The organism is Streptomyces sp. NPDC044704 (assembly GCF_056433525.1).
This window is the reverse complement of sequence record NZ_JBWKGY010000013.1, coordinates 117,318-132,435: the sequence shown is the minus strand read 5'-3', so window position 1 is coordinate 132,435 and position 15,118 is coordinate 117,318. Positions and strand designations below refer to the sequence as shown.

Here is a 15,118-nt window from a genome sequence, read left to right as displayed (position 1 = left end):
GCGCCCCCCCCCCCCCCCCCCCCCCCCCCCCCCCCCCCGCCCCCCCCCCCCCCCCCCCCCCCCCCCCCCGCCCCCCCGCAGCCGGCCACCCCACCCGCCCCCACCCGCACCCGCCGCCGCCCCCCCCGCCCGGCAGGGCGACACCCCCGAGGAGCCCCCCATGCGCACCCCCCGCTCACTGGTAGGCGGCAGCCCGGCGGCGACGTACGTCCTGCGCTTCGACGGCCGCGAACTGACCGCCCAGGCCGGCCAGAGCATCGCCGCCGTGCTCTGGTCCGCCGGCATCCTCGCCTGGCGGACCACCCGCCACGCCGGCGCACCCCGCGGCGCGTTCTGCGGGATCGGCAGCTGCTACGACTGCCTCGTCACCGTCAACGGCCGCCCGAACCAGCGCGCCTGCCTCGTCCCCGCCCGCCCCGGCGACACCGTCACCACCCAGGAAGGAACCGGCCATGCCGCCCTCTGACACGGGCCCCACGCAGCCGGCCTCCGCGCGGCCGGCCCCCGCGCGGCCGGCCCCCACCCCCGGCGGGGCCGCCGCCACCACCGACCTCGCCGTGGTCGGCGCCGGCCCCGCCGGCCTCGCGGCGGCCGTCACCGCGGCGGCCCTCGGCCTGAAGGTCACCGTCCTCGACACCGCGGAACGCCCCGGCGGCCAGTTCTACCGCCACCCCGCCCCCACCCTCGGCGCCAACCGCCCCCAGGCCCTGCACCACGACTGGCCGGCCTTCGCCACCCGCGAAACCGCCCTGCGCGCCCACGAGTCGGCCGGCCGGATCACGTACCTCCCCTTCCACCACGTCTGGACGGTGGTCCCGGACGGCGGGGCCTGGACGCTGCACGCGGTGGCCGGCCCCGAGGAGGAGGCCGCAGCGGTCCGCGCCCGGTCCGTGCTCCTCGCCACCGGCGCGTACGAGCGCCAACTGCCCTTCCCCGGCTGGACCCTGCCCGGCGTCATCGGCGCGGGCGGGGCCCAGGCCATGCTCAAGGGTGGCCTCGTCCTGCCCGGCCGCCGCATCGTCGTCGCCGGCAGCGGCCCCCTGCTGCTCGCGGTCGCCGGTTCCCTCGCCGCCGCCGGAGCCACCGTCCCGGCGGTCGTCGAGGCCGGCGCCTACACCGGGTACGCCGGCCACCTCCCCGCGCTGCTCCGCAACCCCGCCAAGCTCGCCGAAGGCGCCACGTACGGCGGCGCCCTCCTGCGGCACGGCATCCGGCTGCGCACCCGGCACGCCGTGACCGAGGCCCACGGCACCGACCGCGTCGAGGCCGTCACCGTCACCCGCCTCGACCGCGACTGGCGCCCGCTGCCCGGCACCTCCCGCCGGATCCCCTGCGACGCCCTCGCCGTCGGCCACGGACTCGTGCCCCAGCTGGAGCTCGCCACCGGCCTGGGCTGCGCCACTCTCCGCGCCCCGGACGGCACCGTCGCCCTCGACCTGGACGGGGAGCAGCGCACCTCGGTCCCCGGCATCTGGTCCGCCGGCGAGACGGGCGGCATCGGCGGCGCCCAACTGGCGCTGACCGAAGGGGAGATCGCCGCACACGCGATCGCGGGACGCCCCGCCCCGGCCGCGCTCGTCCGCCGCCGCGCCCGGCTGCGCGCCTTCGCCGGGGCCATGGCGGCCGCCCACCGGTCCGGCCCCGGCTGGACGGACTGGCTGAGCGACGGCACCGGCGTGTGCCGCTGCGAGGAGGTTCCGGCGGGCCGGATCCGGGAGGCGGTCGGTGAACTCGGCGCCCGGGACGCCCGTACGGTCAAACTCCTCACCCGGGCCGGGATGGGCTGGTGCCAGGGCCGGATGTGCGGTCCGGCCGTGGCCGCCCTCGCGGGCGGGGAGCCGGCGCCGGACCGCCGCCCGCTGTCCTGTCCGGTCCCGCTGGCCCACCTCGCCGGACTGCCCCCGGCCGCCGACGCGGGCGGGCCCGAAGCGGCCGACGGCCGCTGACCGGCCACCACCCGGTCCCGTCCGGCCCCTTGTGGCCACCTCACACCCACTAGTAAAATGTCACACACCACACTAGGGAGTCGTCTCATGAACCACGCGCCCACCCCCGCGCCCCGCACGGACACCCGCACCCGCCCCTGGCACGGAATCATGGTGGCCACCACCCTGCCGCTGCGCGAGGACCTCAGTGTCGACCACGACGCCTACGCCGAACACGTCGCCTGGCTCATCGCCAACGGCTGCGACGGCGTGGTCCCCAACGGCTCCCTCGGGGAGTACCAGACCCTCACCGACGAGGAGCGGGCCCGCGTCGTCCGCACCGCCGTCGAGGCCGCCGGCGACGGCGCCCGCGTCATGCCCGGCGTCGCCGCCTACGGCAGCGCCGAGGCCCGCCGCTGGGCCGACCAGGCCGCCGAGGCCGGCGCCGGATCCGTCCTGCTCCTGCCGCCCAACGCCTACCGCGCCGACGAGGCCGCCGTACGCGCCCACTACGCCGAGGTCGCCCGCGCGGGGCTGCCCGTCGTCGCGTACAACAACCCCATCGACACCAAGGTGGACCTCGTCCCGGCCCTCCTCGCCCGGCTGCACGCCGACGGGTCCGTCGTCGCCGTCAAGGAGTTCAGCGGGGACGTCCGCCGCGCCTACGAGATCGCCGAACTCGCCCCGGGCCTCGACCTGCTCATCGGCGCCGACGACGTACTCCTCGAACTCGCCCTGGCCGGGGCCGTCGGCTGGATCGCCGGCTACCCCAACGCCCTGCCGTCCGCCTGCTCCACCCTGTACCGGGCCGCGGTCGCCGGAGACCTCGCCACCGCCCTGCCGCTCTACAAGTCCCTGCACTCGCTGCTGCGCTGGGACTCCAAGACCGAGTTCGTCCAGGCCATCAAGCTCTCCATGGACCTGGCCGGCCGCCCCGGCGGCGCCACCCGCCCGCCCCGCTTCCCGCTCACCGGCGACGTCGAGGCCGCCGTCCGGGCCGCCACCGAGAAGGCCCTCGCCGAAGGCCTCGCCTGACCCCACCGGGAGCCGCCCGGCCGGCCAGGCCGGGCCCGCGCCCGCCCGCATCCACCGACCCCGCCCGCCCGTCCGGCCGGCGGGGCAGGTCCGAGCCCTCAGGGGAACCCATGCGCACGCGCCACATCTACCACGCGGTGGACTCGCACACCGAGGGCATGCCCACCCGGGTCATCACCGGGGGAGTCGGGGTGATCCCCGGCGCCACCATGGCCGAGAAGCGGCTCCACTTCATGGAGCACACGGACCACGTCCGCACCCTCCTCATGTACGAGCCGCGCGGCCACGCGGCGATGAGCGGCGCGATCCTCCAGCCGCCCACCCGTCCGGACGCCGACTTCGGCGTCCTCTACATCGAGGTGTCGGGGCTGCTGCCCATGTGCGGGCACGGGACCATCGGGGTGGCCACCGTCCTCGTCGAGACCGGCATGGTCCCGGCCGTCGAGCCGGTCACCACCGTCCGCCTCGACACCCCGGCCGGCCTGGTCAGCGTCGACGTCCGCGTCGAGGACGGCGCGGCCACCGCCGTCACCCTCACCAACGTCCCCTCCTTCAGCGTCGGACTCGACCTGAAGGCCGACGTCCCCGGATACGGCACGGTCACCTACGACCTCGCCTACGGCGGCAACTTCTACGCCTTCGTCGAACTGGACGCCCTCGGACTGCCCTTCGACCGGGACCGCAAGGACGACCTGCTCGCCGCCGGCCTCGCCGTCATGGACGCGGTCAACGCCTCGCCCGACCGCCCCGTCCACCCCGAGAACCCCTCGATCTCCGGGCTCAAGCACGTCTACCTCGCCGCCCCCGGCTCCGACGCCCGCCGCTCCCGCCACGCCATGGCCATCCACCCCGGCTGGTTCGACCGCTCGCCCTGCGGCACCGGGACCAGTGCGCGCATGGCCCAGCTGCACGCGCGCGGCCTGCTGCCGCTCGGCACCGACTTCGTCAACGAGTCGTTCATCGGCACCGAGTTCACCGGCCGCCTGACCGCGGAGACCACCGTCGGCGGGTTCCCCGCCGTCGTCCCCGCCGTCACCGGCCGGGCCTGGATCACCGGGACCGCCCAGTACTTCCTCGACCCGTCCGACCCCTTCCCCGGAGGGTTCCTGCTGTGACATCCGTACGGACCACCGACTACCACGCCGCGGGCGAGCCCTTCCGGATCGTCGACACCACCACCGCGGACGTCGCCGCCGCCCCCGGGGACACCGTCGCCGAACGCTGTGCCACCGCCATCGGGCCCGGTGGCTCCGGGACCGCACCGCGCCGGAGCCCGCTGGACGACGTACGGCGCCTGCTCGTGCAGGAACCGCGCGGACACGCCGGCATGTACGGCGGGTTCGTCGTGCCCCCGGACGACGACGGGGCCCACTTCGGGGTGCTGTTCTGGCACAAGGACGGCTACTCCACCGCCTGCGGCCACGGCACGATGGCCCTCGGCGCCTGGGCCGTGGACACCGGCCGGGTCGCGGCGCCCGACGACGGGGACGTCCAGGTCCGCATCGACGTGCCGTCGGGCCGGGTCGCCGCCACCGTGCACCGGGCCGGGGGCCGCACCACCGGGGTGACGTTCCGCAACGTCCCCGCCCGGGTGGGCGCCCGCAAGGTGCCGGTCGCCACCACGTTCGGGGTCGCCGAGGTGGACATCGCGCACGCCGGGGCCTGCTACGCCTCCGTCCGCGCCCGGGACCTCGGCCTGGAGGTCGCCCGCGCCGCCCTGCCCGAACTGACCCGGGCCGGCCGGGAGATCAGGTCCGCGCTCGCCACCCACCCCGCCACCTGGCACCCCGGCGGCCCGCTGCTCTCCGGGGTGTACGGGGTGATCCTCCACGAGGAACTGCCCGACACCCCCTTCGGGCCGCACCAGCGCAACGTCACCGTCTTCGCCGACGGACAGATCGACCGCTCGCCCTGCGGCTCCGGCACCTCGGCCCGCCTCGCGCTCCTCGCGGAGGACGGGCGGCTCGGCGCGGGGGAGGACCTGCTGCACGAGTCGGTCATCGGCTCGGTGTTCACCGGCCGCGTCCTCCAGGACGGCGTCACCGAGGTCACCGGCACGGCGTACCGCACCGGCGAGCACACCTTCACCGTCGACCCGTACGACCCCCTCGGCGCGGGATTCACCCTGTGACCCGCCACCCCGCCCAGGGCCCGACGGAGGCCGGCCTCCCCGCCCCCGGCCTCCTCCAGCTCGGAGCCGAGGAGACGGCCCGGCTCCTCACCCCCGCCCGGGCGGCCGACGCCCTGGCCGAGGCCCTGCTCGCCGGACTCGATCCGGAGGGCTGCCCGCAGCGCACCGCCCTCGACGTGCCCGGCGGCGAACTCCTCCTGATGCCGGCCGCGTCCGGGGCGTACGCCGGGGTGAAGATTGCCGGGGTCGCGCCCGGCAACCCGGCCCGCGGGCTGCCCCGCATCACCGGCAGCTACCTGCTCCTCGACGGCCCCACGCTGCGCCCGCTGGCCCTCCTCGACGGCTCGGCCCTGACCGCCCTGCGCACCCCGGCCGTCTCCGCGCTGGCCCTGCGCCACCTCGCCCCGGCCGGGCGCCCGCTGCGGCTGGTGCTCTTCGGCTCGGGGCCGCAGGCGTACGGCCACCTCGAAGCGGTCCTCGGCGTACGGGAACTGGCGGGGGCGGTGATCGTCGCCCGTGACCCGGCCGGCGGCGCCAAGCTGGCCGCACACGCCGCAGGCCTGGGCGTCCCGGCCCGTACCGGAACGGCCGCCGACGTGGCCGGCGCGGACCTGGTCCTGTGCTGCACCACCGCCCGGACACCCCTCTTCGACGGCCGGCTGGTGGCGCCGGGCGCGGTGGTCGTCGCCGTCGGCTCGCACGAGCCGGACGCCCGCGAGACCGACACCGCGCTCGTGCGGCGGGCGGCCGTCTACGTGGAGGCGCGTGCGGCGGCGTTGCGCGAGGCGGGTGACCTGCTGATCCCGGAGGCGGAAGGGGCGATCGGACCCGGTCATATCAGCGGCACCCTCGCCGGCCTGGTCACGGGCCGCGAAGCCGTCGGAGGGCGGCCGGGTTGTCCACAGCTCTTCAAGAGCGTGGGCATGGCCTGGGAAGATCTTGCCGTGGCGGTCGCGTTGTTCGAGGCCGCCGGGGCGAGCGGCGAAACGTGACATTGTACGCTGTCCCTCTGCTCGTCGGTGGTGTCGGGGGTCTCGGAGGAAATGCAATGGGTGACCTGAAGCAGCACAGTCTCATCAAGGCCCAGGAACGGCTCCGCGACCAGGTCGGCCATGCCCTCCGAGCAGCCCTGATAGCGGGTGAGCTGCGCCCCGGGAGCGTCTACTCGGCTCCCGGTCTCGCGTCCGAACTCGGTGTCTCGGCCACGCCCGTCCGCGAGGCCATGCTCGACCTCGCCCGCGAGGGCCTCGTCGAGCCGGTCCGCAACAAGGGCTTCCGGATCACCGAGGTCAGCGAACGCGACCTGGACCAGTACACCGAACTGCGCACGATGATCGAGGTCCCGACCGTCGGCCGGATCACGAAGATCGCCACGGCCGAGCAGCTGGAGGCCCTGCGGCCCATCGCCGAGGAGATCGTCACCAGCGCCCGGGAACACAACCTCATCGGCTACCTGGAGGCCGACCGCCGCTTCCACCTCGGCCTCCTCGCCCTCGCGGGCAACGACCGCCTGGTGGAAACGGTCGGCGACCTGCGCAAGCGCTCGCGCCTGTACGGGCTGACGGGCCTCGACGAGGCGGGCAAGCTGGTCTCCTCCGCCGAGGAGCACATCGAGCTGCTCGACGTGATGCTCACCGGCGACGCCGAAGCGGCCGAGGCGTGCATGCAGCGCCACCTCGGCCACGTCCGCTCCCTCTGGGCCCAGGGCCGCGACGAACCCGTGGGCCGCACCCCGGGCGGCCTCGGCTCCGGCCTCACGGCTTAGACGACACACCCCAGGCGCAGAACCACCACCGGCCCTCCCCCCGCCGCACCACGGCGGGGGGAGGGCCGTCCGCGTTCGTTCGCCGCACGCCGTCCGGTGAACTCCGGCTGGCCCGGGTCCCCAGGGCCCCCAACGCCCCTCCCGGGGGCGGGATTTGGACACGGCTGGATAACGGGGCCGCAGACCCCTTGTCAGTACAATTTCACATTACTATGTTACCGGTCACATCCTAAAGCGCGGCCCTTCACTGGAGTGACCCATGACCAAGCGCACCCAACTCGCCCTCGCTACCGCCGTGGTGGCCGCTCTCGCACTCGGTGCCTCGGGCTGCTCGGACCCCAAGAAGGGCGCGGGCTCGGCACCCGCCGCCGCCAACCCCGCCGCCGCCAACGACGGCAAGACCCTCGGCGGCACCCCGGTCAAGGGCGGCACCCTCACCGTCCTGTCCAACCAGGACTTCGCCCACCTCGACCCCGCCCGCAACTGGGTGATGCCGGCCATGGACTTCGGCACCCGCCTGCTCTACCGCACGCTCGTCACCTTCAAGGCCGAGCCCGGCAAGGCCGGCAGCGAGCTGGTCCCCGACCTCGCCACCGACCTCGGCACCCCCTCCAACGGCGGCCGCACCTGGACCTTCACCCTCAAGGAGGGCGTCAAGTACGAGGACGGCTCGCCGGTCAAGGCCCAGGACATCAAGTACAACGTCGAGCGCTCCTTCGCCCCCGACCTCACCGGCGGCCCCGACTACGCCGCCCAGTACCTCGCCGGCACCGACGGCTACAAGGGCCCGCTGGACGGCAAGCACCTCGACTCGGTCAAGACCCCGGACGACCGCACGATCGTCTTCGAACTCAAGCGGCCCGTCGCCGAGTTCTCCGCGACCGCCACCCTCCCCACCTTCGCGCCGGTCCCGCAGTCCCAGGAGAAGGGCACCCAGTACGACGCCCGCCCGTTCTCCTCCGGCCCGTACAAGATCGACACGTACGACCGGGACAAGAAGCTCGTGCTCGTCCGCAACGAGCACTGGGACCCCGGGACCGACACCGTGCGCAAGGCCTACCCCGACCGGTTCGTGGTCGTCATGGGCCTCAAGGGCGGCCAGATCGACGACCGCGTCATCGCCGGGGAGGGCGCCGACGCCTCCTCCGTCCAGTACTCCGACATGCGGCCCGAGAGCGCCCCCAAGGTGCTGCCCAAGCCCGACGTCAAGGCCCGGCTGCTCGCCGAGTCCCAGGGCTGTACCGAGATGCTCCACCTGAACAACTCCCGCGCCCCCTTCGACGACCCGAAGGTCCGCGAGGCCATGCAGTACGCCGTCGACAAGGAGGCCGTGGTCACCGCGGGCGGCGGCCCGGCCCTCAACGAGGTCGCCACCGCCTACCTGCCCCCGGCCCTCTCCGGCGGCAAGCAGGCCGACACCCTGAAGATCCCCGCGGCCGGCGACCCCGCCAAGGCCAAGGAACTCCTCAAGGCCGCCGGCAAGGAGGGCCTGAAGGTCTCCCTCGCCGTCTCCACCGGCGACAAGGGCAAGGCCGAGGCCATCCAGCAGGGCCTGTCCCGCGCCGGCATCGAGGTCGTCATCGACACCATCGACCCGGGCGCCTACTACGACGTCATCGGCGACCTGTCCACCACTCCCGACATGACCCTGACCGGCTGGTGCCCCGACTACCCCTCCGGGTCCACGTGGATCCCCTTCGTCTTCGACGGACGCACCATCAAGGACAAGGGCAACCAGGGCAACAACAGCCAGTTCCGCGACGAGGCCACCATGAAGCGGATCGACGAGATCAACGCCATGGCCGACGCCAAGCAGGCCAACCAGGCCTGGATCGACCTCGACGCGGAGATCATGAAGAAGTCCCCGTCCGTCCCGCTGATCCTGGAGCGCAAGCCGCTCCTCGTCGGCCCGAACGTCGCGGGCGCCTACGGCCACCCCGTCTGGACCGGCACCATCGACTACGGGACCGTCGGCCTCAAGGACCCGTCGAAGAGCCAGGGCTGAGGATCCGGAGGCCTTCGACACCATGACCACCACCGCACCGGGCGCCGCCGACCAGGCGGCCCCGGACGGCGCACCGGCCAAGGACGTCCCCCCGGGCAGCAGCCCCTGGCAGCTCGCCCGGCGGGAACTCCGCCGCCGCCCCGCCGTCCGCGTCAGCCTCTGCGTCGTCCTCCTGTTCGTCCTGATGGCCGTCACCGCGCCCTGGCTGGGCGCCCTCGGCGGCTGGTCCCCCGAGGAGTTCGACAAGGCCGCCGTCGACCCCTACCTCGGCGGACTGCCGCTGGGCTCCTTCGGCGGGATCAGCCCCGAGCACTGGCTCGGCGTCGAACCCGTCACCGGCCGGGACCTGTTCGCCCGCGTCGTCCACGGCGCCCAGGTCTCCCTCCTGATCGCCTTCGCCGCCACCGCGATCGTCGTCGTCACCGGTACCGCCGCGGGCATCGCCGCCGGCTACTTCGGCGGCCGCACCGACGCCGTCCTGTCCCGCCTGATGGACCTGACGATGTCCTTCCCGTCCCTCATCTTCATGATCGCGATGCTGTCGGTGGCCAAGGACGTCAACCGGATCGTCCTCATGACCGTCGTCATCGGCGTCTTCGGCTGGCCCGGCGTCGCCCGCGTCGTCCGCGGCCAGACCCTCTCCCTCAAACACCGCGAGTACGTCGACGCCGCCCGCGTCGGCGGCGCGAGCTCCTGGCGGATCCTGACCCGCGACATCCTCCCCGGCGTCGCCGGACCGGTCATCGCCTACACCACCCTGCTCATCCCCGGCATGATCAGCACCGAGGCGGCGCTGAGCTACCTCGGCGTGGGCGTGCGCCCGCCCACCCCCTCCTGGGGCCAGATGATCGCCGAGTCCGTCGCCTTCTACGAGACCGACCCCATGTACTTCGTCATCCCCAGCGTCTTCCTCTTCCTCGCGGTGCTCGCCTTCACCCTGCTCGGTGACGCCCTGCGCGACATCCTCGACCCGAGGGGCGGCCGCACGTGATCCTCTACCTCGCCCGCCGGCTGCTCGCCCTCACCGGCGTGCTCCTCGCCATCGCCGCCGTCACCTTCCTGATCTTCTACGTGCTGCCCTCCGACCCGGCCGCCGCGGCCTGCGGCAAGACCTGCAGCGCCGAACGGCTCGCCGACGTACGGGTCCACCTGGGCCTCGACCAGCCCCTGTGGAAGCAGTTCGCCGACTTCCTCACCGGGATCTTCACCGGCCGCACCCTCGGCACCGGCCAGTACGCCGTCGCCTGCGACTTCCCCTGCCTCGGCTACTCGTACGAGAACTCCCTGCCGGTGTGGGACCTGCTCATGGACCGGCTCCCCGTCTCCGCCTCCCTCGCCCTCGGCGCCGCCGTCCTGTGGCTCGTCCTCGGCCTCGGCGCCGGGGTCACCGCCGCCCTGCGCAAGGACACCGCCACCGACAAGGCCCTGATGGTCGGAGCGGTCGCCGCCGCCTCCCTGCCCGTCTACTTCACCTCCGTCCTGCTCATCTACGGGGTCATCCGCGTCGCCGGCCTGCTGCCCTACCCCACCTACCAGGCCCTCACCGACGACCCGCTCGGCTGGGCCGCGAACCTGCTGCTGCCGTGGACCGCGCTCGCCCTCCTCTACGCCGCCATGTACGCCCGGCAGAGCCGCGGTTCGATGATCGAGGCGATGGCCGAGCCGTACATCCGCACGGCCCGCGCCAAGGGCATGCCCGAACGGACCGTCGTCGTCAAACACGGACTGCGTTCCGGGATGACCCCGATCCTCACCATCTTCGGCATGGACCTCGGCGGCCTGCTCGCCGGCGCCGTGATCACCGAGTCCATCTTCGGACTCCCCGGCATCGGACGGCTCTTCTACGGCGCGCTGGTCAGCTCCGACCAGCCGGTCGTCCTCGGCGTCACCCTGCTCGCCGCGTTCTTCATCGTCGTCGCCAACCTCGCCGTCGACCTCCTGTACGCCGTCATCGATCCGAGGGTGAGGTACTGATGACCGCCGCTCCGCTCCTCGAAGTGCGCGACCTGAGCGTCACGTTCACCACCCCGCGCGGCACCGTCCGCGCCGTCGACTCCCTCGGCTTCACCGTCGAGGCCGGGCGCACCCTCGGCATCGTCGGCGAGTCCGGCTCGGGCAAGTCCGTCACCTCCCTCGCCGTCATGGGCCTGCACCGGGGAGCCGAGGTCGGCGGCTCCATCACCCTGGCCGGACAGGAGCTGACGGGCCTGTCGGAGAAACGGCTGTCGAAGCTGCGCGGCCGCCGCATGGCCATGATCTTCCAGGACCCGCTGTCCAGCCTGCACCCCTACTACACGGTCGGCGAGCAGATAGCCGAGCACTTCCGGGTGCACTTCCGCTCCGGCCGCGCGGCCGCCCGCAGACGGGCCGTCGACATGCTCGGAGAGGTCGGCATCCCCGAACCGGCTCGCAGGGCGGGGGAGTACCCGCACCAGTTCTCCGGCGGCATGCGCCAGCGCGCGATGATCGCCATGGCGCTGGCCTGCGAACCCGAACTGCTCATCGCGGACGAGCCCACCACCGCCCTGGACGTCACCGTGCAGGCCCAGATCCTGGAGCTGATCGCCCGGCTCCAGCAGGAACGCGGCCTGGGCGTCGTGATGATCACCCACGACCTGGGCGTCGTCGCCCGCGTCGCCCACGACGTACTCGTCATGTACGGCGGACGGGCCGTCGAACAGGCCCCCGTCGACGCCCTGTTCGCCGACCCCGCCCACCCCTACACCCGCGGACTGCTGGACTCCCTGCCCCGGCTCGACGACACCGACGACGCCCCGCTGCGGGCCATCCCCGGCTCCCCGCCCTCCCTGCTGGTACCGGCCCCGGGCTGCGCCTTCGCCCCGCGCTGCCCGCGCGCCGCGGCCGGCACCGACGCCGAACGCACCCTCTGCACGACGCTGCGGCCCGAACCCGCCCCGTACGGCGGCCCCCCGCGCCTCAGCGCCTGCCACCACAGCGGCCTCGCCGCCGTTCCGGAGGTTTCCCGATGAGCCCCGACGCCACGCGCTCCGCCGGGGCCCTCGCCCCCCGCCCGGCCGGCACCGGAGCCGACGGCCCGGCCCGCCCGCTGCTGTCCGTACGGGACCTGACCATGACCTTCCCCGGCAAACGCTCCGTGACCGGCCGCCGGGGCGCGCCCGTACGGGCCGTCGACGGGGTCTCCTTCGACCTGGAGGCCGGCCGGACGCTGGGCCTCGTCGGGGAATCCGGTTGCGGGAAGTCCACCACCGGCCGGATGCTGGTGCGCCTCCTCGAACCCACCTCCGGAACCGTCACCTTCGACGGCCGCGACATCACCCGGCTCTCCCAGAGCGCCCTGCGGCCCGTGCGCAAGCACGTCCAGATGGTCTTCCAGGACCCGCACTCCTCCCTCAACCCCCGCCAGACCGTGGCCCGGATCATCTCCGACCCGCTGCTGGTACAGGGCTGGAGCGCGGCCGACGCCCGCCGTCGGGCGGCCGAACTGATGGAACTGGCCGGGCTGATCCCCGAGCACATCGACCGCTACCCGCACGAGTTCTCCGGCGGCCAGGCCCAGCGCATCGGCATTGCCCGCTCGCTGGCCACCAGCCCCCGGCTGCTGATCGCCGACGAGCCGGTCTCCGCCCTCGACGTCTCCGTACAGGCCCAGATCGTCAACCTGATGGAACGGCTGCGCGCCGAACTGGGCCTGGCCTACGTGTTCATCGCGCACGACCTCTCGGTGGTCAAACGGGTCAGTGACCGGGTCGCCGTCATGTACCTCGGCCGGATCGTCGAGATCGGTGACAAGAAGTCCCTCTACGAGAGCCCCCAGCACCCCTACACCCGGGCGCTGCTGTCCGCCGTACCGCTGCCCGATCCGGCGGCGGAGCGGCGGCGCGAGCGGATCGTGCTGCTCGGCGACCCGCCGAGCCCGGCCGCCCCGCCCCCGGGCTGCACCTTCCACCCGCGCTGCCCCAAGGCGCAGGAGGTCTGCCGCACCGAGCGGCCCCTGCTGCGCCCGGCGGCCTCGCGCGAGGTGGCCTGTCACTTCCCGGGTGACTGACGGGGATCCCAGGGAAGGGGAAGGGCCCCGCGGCCGATGGCGTCCGCGGGGCCCTTCCACGTGCGTTCTCCCGCGGGCTACGCCAGTGCGCGGCGGAAGAAGTCCAGCTGGAGGGCCATCACCTTCTCCCGGGTGCCGCCCGGGGTCATGTGGGTGACGCCCGGCAGGGCGAGCAGCTCGTGGGGGCGGCCCGCGTCGGTGAGGGCGCGGGACAGGCGCAGGGTGTGGGAGGGGTGGACGTTGTCGTCGGCCAGGCCCGTGGTCAGGTGCAGGGGGCGGCTCAGCGTCGGGGCGTCCGCGATCAGGGAGTCCCGCTCGTACACCCCGGGGTGCTCGGCGGGCAGTCCCAGGTACCGCTCGGTGTACGCGGTGTCGTAGTGCCGGAAGTCCGTCGGGGCCGCCCCGGCGGCGGCCGCGCGGTAGAGGTCCGGGCGGCGCAGCACCGCGAGCGCCGCCAGGTAGCCGCCGTAGGACCAGCCGCGGACGCCGACCCGGCCGAGGTCCAGGTCGGGGTGGCGTGCGCCGAGTGCCAGCAGCGCCGCGGCCTGGTCCTCCAGGGTGACGTCGGAGAAGCCCCGGTACACGGCGTGGGTGAAGGCGGGTGAGACGTGCGGGGTGCCCCGGTTGTCGACGGTGACCACCGCGAAGCCCTGGTCGGCCCACCACTGCTTGGCCTGCCAGCGCAGCGGCTCGGCGCTGATGTCCTGGTAGCCGGGGCCCCCGTACGCGTCGACCAGCACCGGCAGCCGCCGGCCCGGCACGTGGTCGCGGGGGAGCACCAGCGCGGTGGGGACGCCGTGCTCGGTGACCCGTTCCAGGACGGGCACCACCCGGTGGGGCAGCGGCGCGGACAGGTCGGCGGGGGCGGGGCGGCCGCCGTCGGCGGTGTGCAGGGTGCGGCGGATCCCGTCGGCGTCGGCGGAGGTCAGCAGCAGGGTCCCGGCGGAGGCGAGCGCGCCGTGCACCCCGGGCCCGTCGGCGAGCGGGGTCACCTCCCCGGTGTCGGGGTCCAGCAGCACCACCTGCTGCTCCGAGGGGTCGCGCTGCCCGGCCTCGACCAGCAGCAGGCCCTGGTGGATCCCGGCCACGCGGCGGATCTGGATCCCGTCGCCGGTGAGCGGCTTCCCGTCGACGGCGAGGCCGCGCGCGGCCCCGCCGGGGGTGTCGGCGGCGGTCAGCATCCGCCCGTCGGGGAGCCGGGCCGGGGTGCCGGGGAGCGGGTCGACCCACTGCGGGTGCGTGGTGCGCGACAGTTCCCGGGTGCGGCCCGTGTCCGGGTCGGCGGCGAGCAGCAGTACGGTCCGCTGCGGCCGGTCCTGGACGGTCAGCAGGATCTCCCCGGCCGTGCCGTCCGGCGCGTCCGGTTCCCAGGAGGCGTCGGACACGTAGGGGAAGGCCTCCGCGTCCCAGCCGAGCCGTACGGGTGCCCCCGGTCCGAGGACCCACAGTCCGACCTCGGCGTTGGGCCCGCCGGCCTCGGGGTAGGCGAAGTCCTCGGCGGGGAGTTCCGGGTGGGCCGGGTCGGCGAACCAGCGTCGCTGGAGGGCGCTTTCGTCGACCCGGGCGGCGAGCAGGCGCACCCCGTCGGGGGACCACCAGTGGCCCCGGCCGCGGCCGAGCTCCTCGGCGGCGGCGAACTCGGCGACGCCCCAGCGGGCTCCGTCGTCCGGGCTGATCCGGCCGCCGGGGTGGACGTACAGGGCGTCGTCGGCGACGTACGCGGTGCGCGTGCCGTCGGCGTTCGGGCGCGGGTCCAGGGCGGGTCCGGCGGCCGGGATCTCCTCGGGGCCGGTGGCGCCGTCGCAGGTGACCGCGTACAGCCGGCCGTACAGCGGGAACACGGCGCGGCGGCCGTCGCCGGACAGGGCGTAGGAGCCGATGCCGGCGGCGACGAGCCGGGTCCGCTCGCGCAGGCGGCGTTCGGCGACGGGGAGTTCGCCCGGTTCGGGGGAGAGGGCGCGGGGGTCGGCGAGGAGGGTCTCGGTGCCGGTGACGGTGTCGAGGACCCAGAGGGCGTCGAGGGCGTCGGTGGGGCCGGCCGAGCGCAGGAACCACAGGAGGCGGCCCCCGTCGCCGAAGGAGAAGGCGCGCGGTGCGCCGTGGGTGAACCGGGCGGTTTCGGCGGAGAGCCTGAGGAAGTCATCCATGAGCGCAGTGTGTCATGTGAAATATCACATGACCTAGATCGGGCAACCAGGGAAGCAGCGCTAGGCCATTCGAGTGGTGACCC

At 74.4% G+C, this 15,118-nt stretch carries 13 protein-coding genes; 12 read left to right on the top strand and 1 reads right to left on the bottom strand.

What is annotated here, in order from left to right; genetic code table 11:
* Positions 1 to 160 precede the first annotated feature (160 nt).
* The 12 genes from AC07B0_RS28000 to AC07B0_RS27945 all read left to right on the top strand — a co-directional run bounded on the left by AC07B0_RS28000 (position 161) and on the right by AC07B0_RS27945 (position 12,888).
* On the top strand, positions 161 to 466 hold the full coding sequence (locus AC07B0_RS28000; RefSeq protein WP_356878087.1) for a (2Fe-2S)-binding protein: 306 nt from the start codon (positions 161 to 163) through the stop codon (positions 464 to 466).
* The gene (locus AC07B0_RS27995) at positions 453 to 1,946 is read left to right on the top strand and encodes an FAD/NAD(P)-dependent oxidoreductase (protein ID WP_478899148.1); all 1,494 of its coding nucleotides are present in this window, start codon (positions 453 to 455) and stop codon (positions 1,944 to 1,946) included. Before AC07B0_RS28000 ends, AC07B0_RS27995 begins: the two co-directional genes overlap by 14 nt.
* 87 nt (positions 1,947 to 2,033) lie before the next feature.
* Positions 2,034 to 2,960, top strand: coding sequence for a dihydrodipicolinate synthase family protein (locus tag AC07B0_RS27990; RefSeq protein WP_356878085.1), 927 nt, complete (start codon positions 2,034 to 2,036; stop codon positions 2,958 to 2,960).
* Between the two features lie 110 nt (positions 2,961 to 3,070).
* Complete coding sequence (locus AC07B0_RS27985; RefSeq protein ID WP_467297019.1) at positions 3,071 to 4,075, top strand: proline racemase family protein; 1,005 nt, start codon at positions 3,071 to 3,073, stop codon at positions 4,073 to 4,075.
* Positions 4,072 to 5,091 carry a proline racemase family protein gene (locus AC07B0_RS27980; protein WP_469379342.1) on the top strand — a complete coding sequence of 340 codons (1,020 nt, stop codon included), beginning with the start codon at positions 4,072 to 4,074 and terminating at the stop codon, positions 5,089 to 5,091. The genes AC07B0_RS27985 and AC07B0_RS27980 overlap by 4 nt, the downstream gene beginning before the upstream one ends.
* A complete protein-coding gene (locus AC07B0_RS27975; RefSeq protein WP_478899147.1) occupies positions 5,088 to 6,083 on the top strand; it encodes an ornithine cyclodeaminase family protein in 996 nt (331 codons plus the stop codon). The genes AC07B0_RS27980 and AC07B0_RS27975 overlap by 4 nt, the downstream gene beginning before the upstream one ends.
* A gap of 56 nt (positions 6,084 to 6,139) precedes the next feature.
* Entirely contained in the window at positions 6,140 to 6,856 is a 717-nt protein-coding gene (locus AC07B0_RS27970; RefSeq protein ID WP_356878082.1) for a GntR family transcriptional regulator, read from the top strand.
* A 259-nt stretch (positions 6,857 to 7,115) separates the two neighbouring features.
* Entirely contained in the window at positions 7,116 to 8,861 is a 1,746-nt protein-coding gene (locus AC07B0_RS27965; protein WP_356878081.1) for an ABC transporter substrate-binding protein, read from the top strand.
* Between the two features lie 22 nt (positions 8,862 to 8,883).
* Complete coding sequence (locus tag AC07B0_RS27960; RefSeq protein WP_356878080.1) at positions 8,884 to 9,852, top strand: ABC transporter permease; 969 nt, start codon at positions 8,884 to 8,886, stop codon at positions 9,850 to 9,852.
* On the top strand, positions 9,849 to 10,835 hold the full coding sequence (locus tag AC07B0_RS27955) for an ABC transporter permease (RefSeq protein WP_356878079.1): 987 nt from the start codon (positions 9,849 to 9,851) through the stop codon (positions 10,833 to 10,835). The genes AC07B0_RS27960 and AC07B0_RS27955 overlap by 4 nt, the downstream gene beginning before the upstream one ends.
* Entirely contained in the window at positions 10,835 to 11,851 is a 1,017-nt protein-coding gene (locus AC07B0_RS27950) for an ABC transporter ATP-binding protein (protein WP_356878078.1), read from the top strand. Before AC07B0_RS27955 ends, AC07B0_RS27950 begins: the two co-directional genes overlap by 1 nt.
* A gap of 101 nt (positions 11,852 to 11,952) precedes the next feature.
* On the top strand, positions 11,953 to 12,888 hold the full coding sequence (locus AC07B0_RS27945; protein ID WP_356878092.1) for an ABC transporter ATP-binding protein: 936 nt from the start codon (positions 11,953 to 11,955) through the stop codon (positions 12,886 to 12,888).
* 77 nt (positions 12,889 to 12,965) lie between these two features.
* Here AC07B0_RS27945 and AC07B0_RS27940 read toward each other — a convergent pair whose 3' ends face one another.
* Positions 12,966 to 15,035 carry a S9 family peptidase gene (locus AC07B0_RS27940; RefSeq protein ID WP_478899146.1) on the bottom strand — a complete coding sequence of 690 codons (2,070 nt, stop codon included), beginning with the start codon at positions 15,033 to 15,035 and terminating at the stop codon, positions 12,966 to 12,968.
* Positions 15,036 to 15,118 lie beyond the last annotated feature (83 nt).

Bases quoted from the DNA above. Each gene is read 5' to 3' on its own strand.
- AC07B0_RS27990 (WP_356878085.1), top strand. From the start codon at position 2,034: ATGAACCACGCGCCCACCCCCGCGCCCCGCACGGACACCCGCACCCGC.
- AC07B0_RS27960 (WP_356878080.1), top strand. From the start codon at position 8,884: ATGACCACCACCGCACCGGGCGCCGCCGACCAGGCGGCCCCGGACGGC.
- AC07B0_RS27950 (WP_356878078.1), top strand. From the start codon at position 10,835: ATGACCGCCGCTCCGCTCCTCGAAGTGCGCGACCTGAGCGTCACGTTC.
- AC07B0_RS27995 (WP_478899148.1), top strand. From the start codon at position 453: ATGCCGCCCTCTGACACGGGCCCCACGCAGCCGGCCTCCGCGCGGCCG.
- AC07B0_RS27945 (WP_356878092.1), top strand. From the start codon at position 11,953: ATGACCTTCCCCGGCAAACGCTCCGTGACCGGCCGCCGGGGCGCGCCC.
- AC07B0_RS27985 (WP_467297019.1), top strand. From the start codon at position 3,071: ATGCGCACGCGCCACATCTACCACGCGGTGGACTCGCACACCGAGGGC.
- AC07B0_RS27940 (WP_478899146.1), bottom strand. From the start codon at position 15,035: ATGGATGACTTCCTCAGGCTCTCCGCCGAAACCGCCCGGTTCACCCAC.
- AC07B0_RS27965 (WP_356878081.1), top strand. From the start codon at position 7,116: ATGACCAAGCGCACCCAACTCGCCCTCGCTACCGCCGTGGTGGCCGCT.
- AC07B0_RS27970 (WP_356878082.1), top strand. From the start codon at position 6,140: ATGGGTGACCTGAAGCAGCACAGTCTCATCAAGGCCCAGGAACGGCTC.
- AC07B0_RS28000 (WP_356878087.1), top strand. From the start codon at position 161: ATGCGCACCCCCCGCTCACTGGTAGGCGGCAGCCCGGCGGCGACGTAC.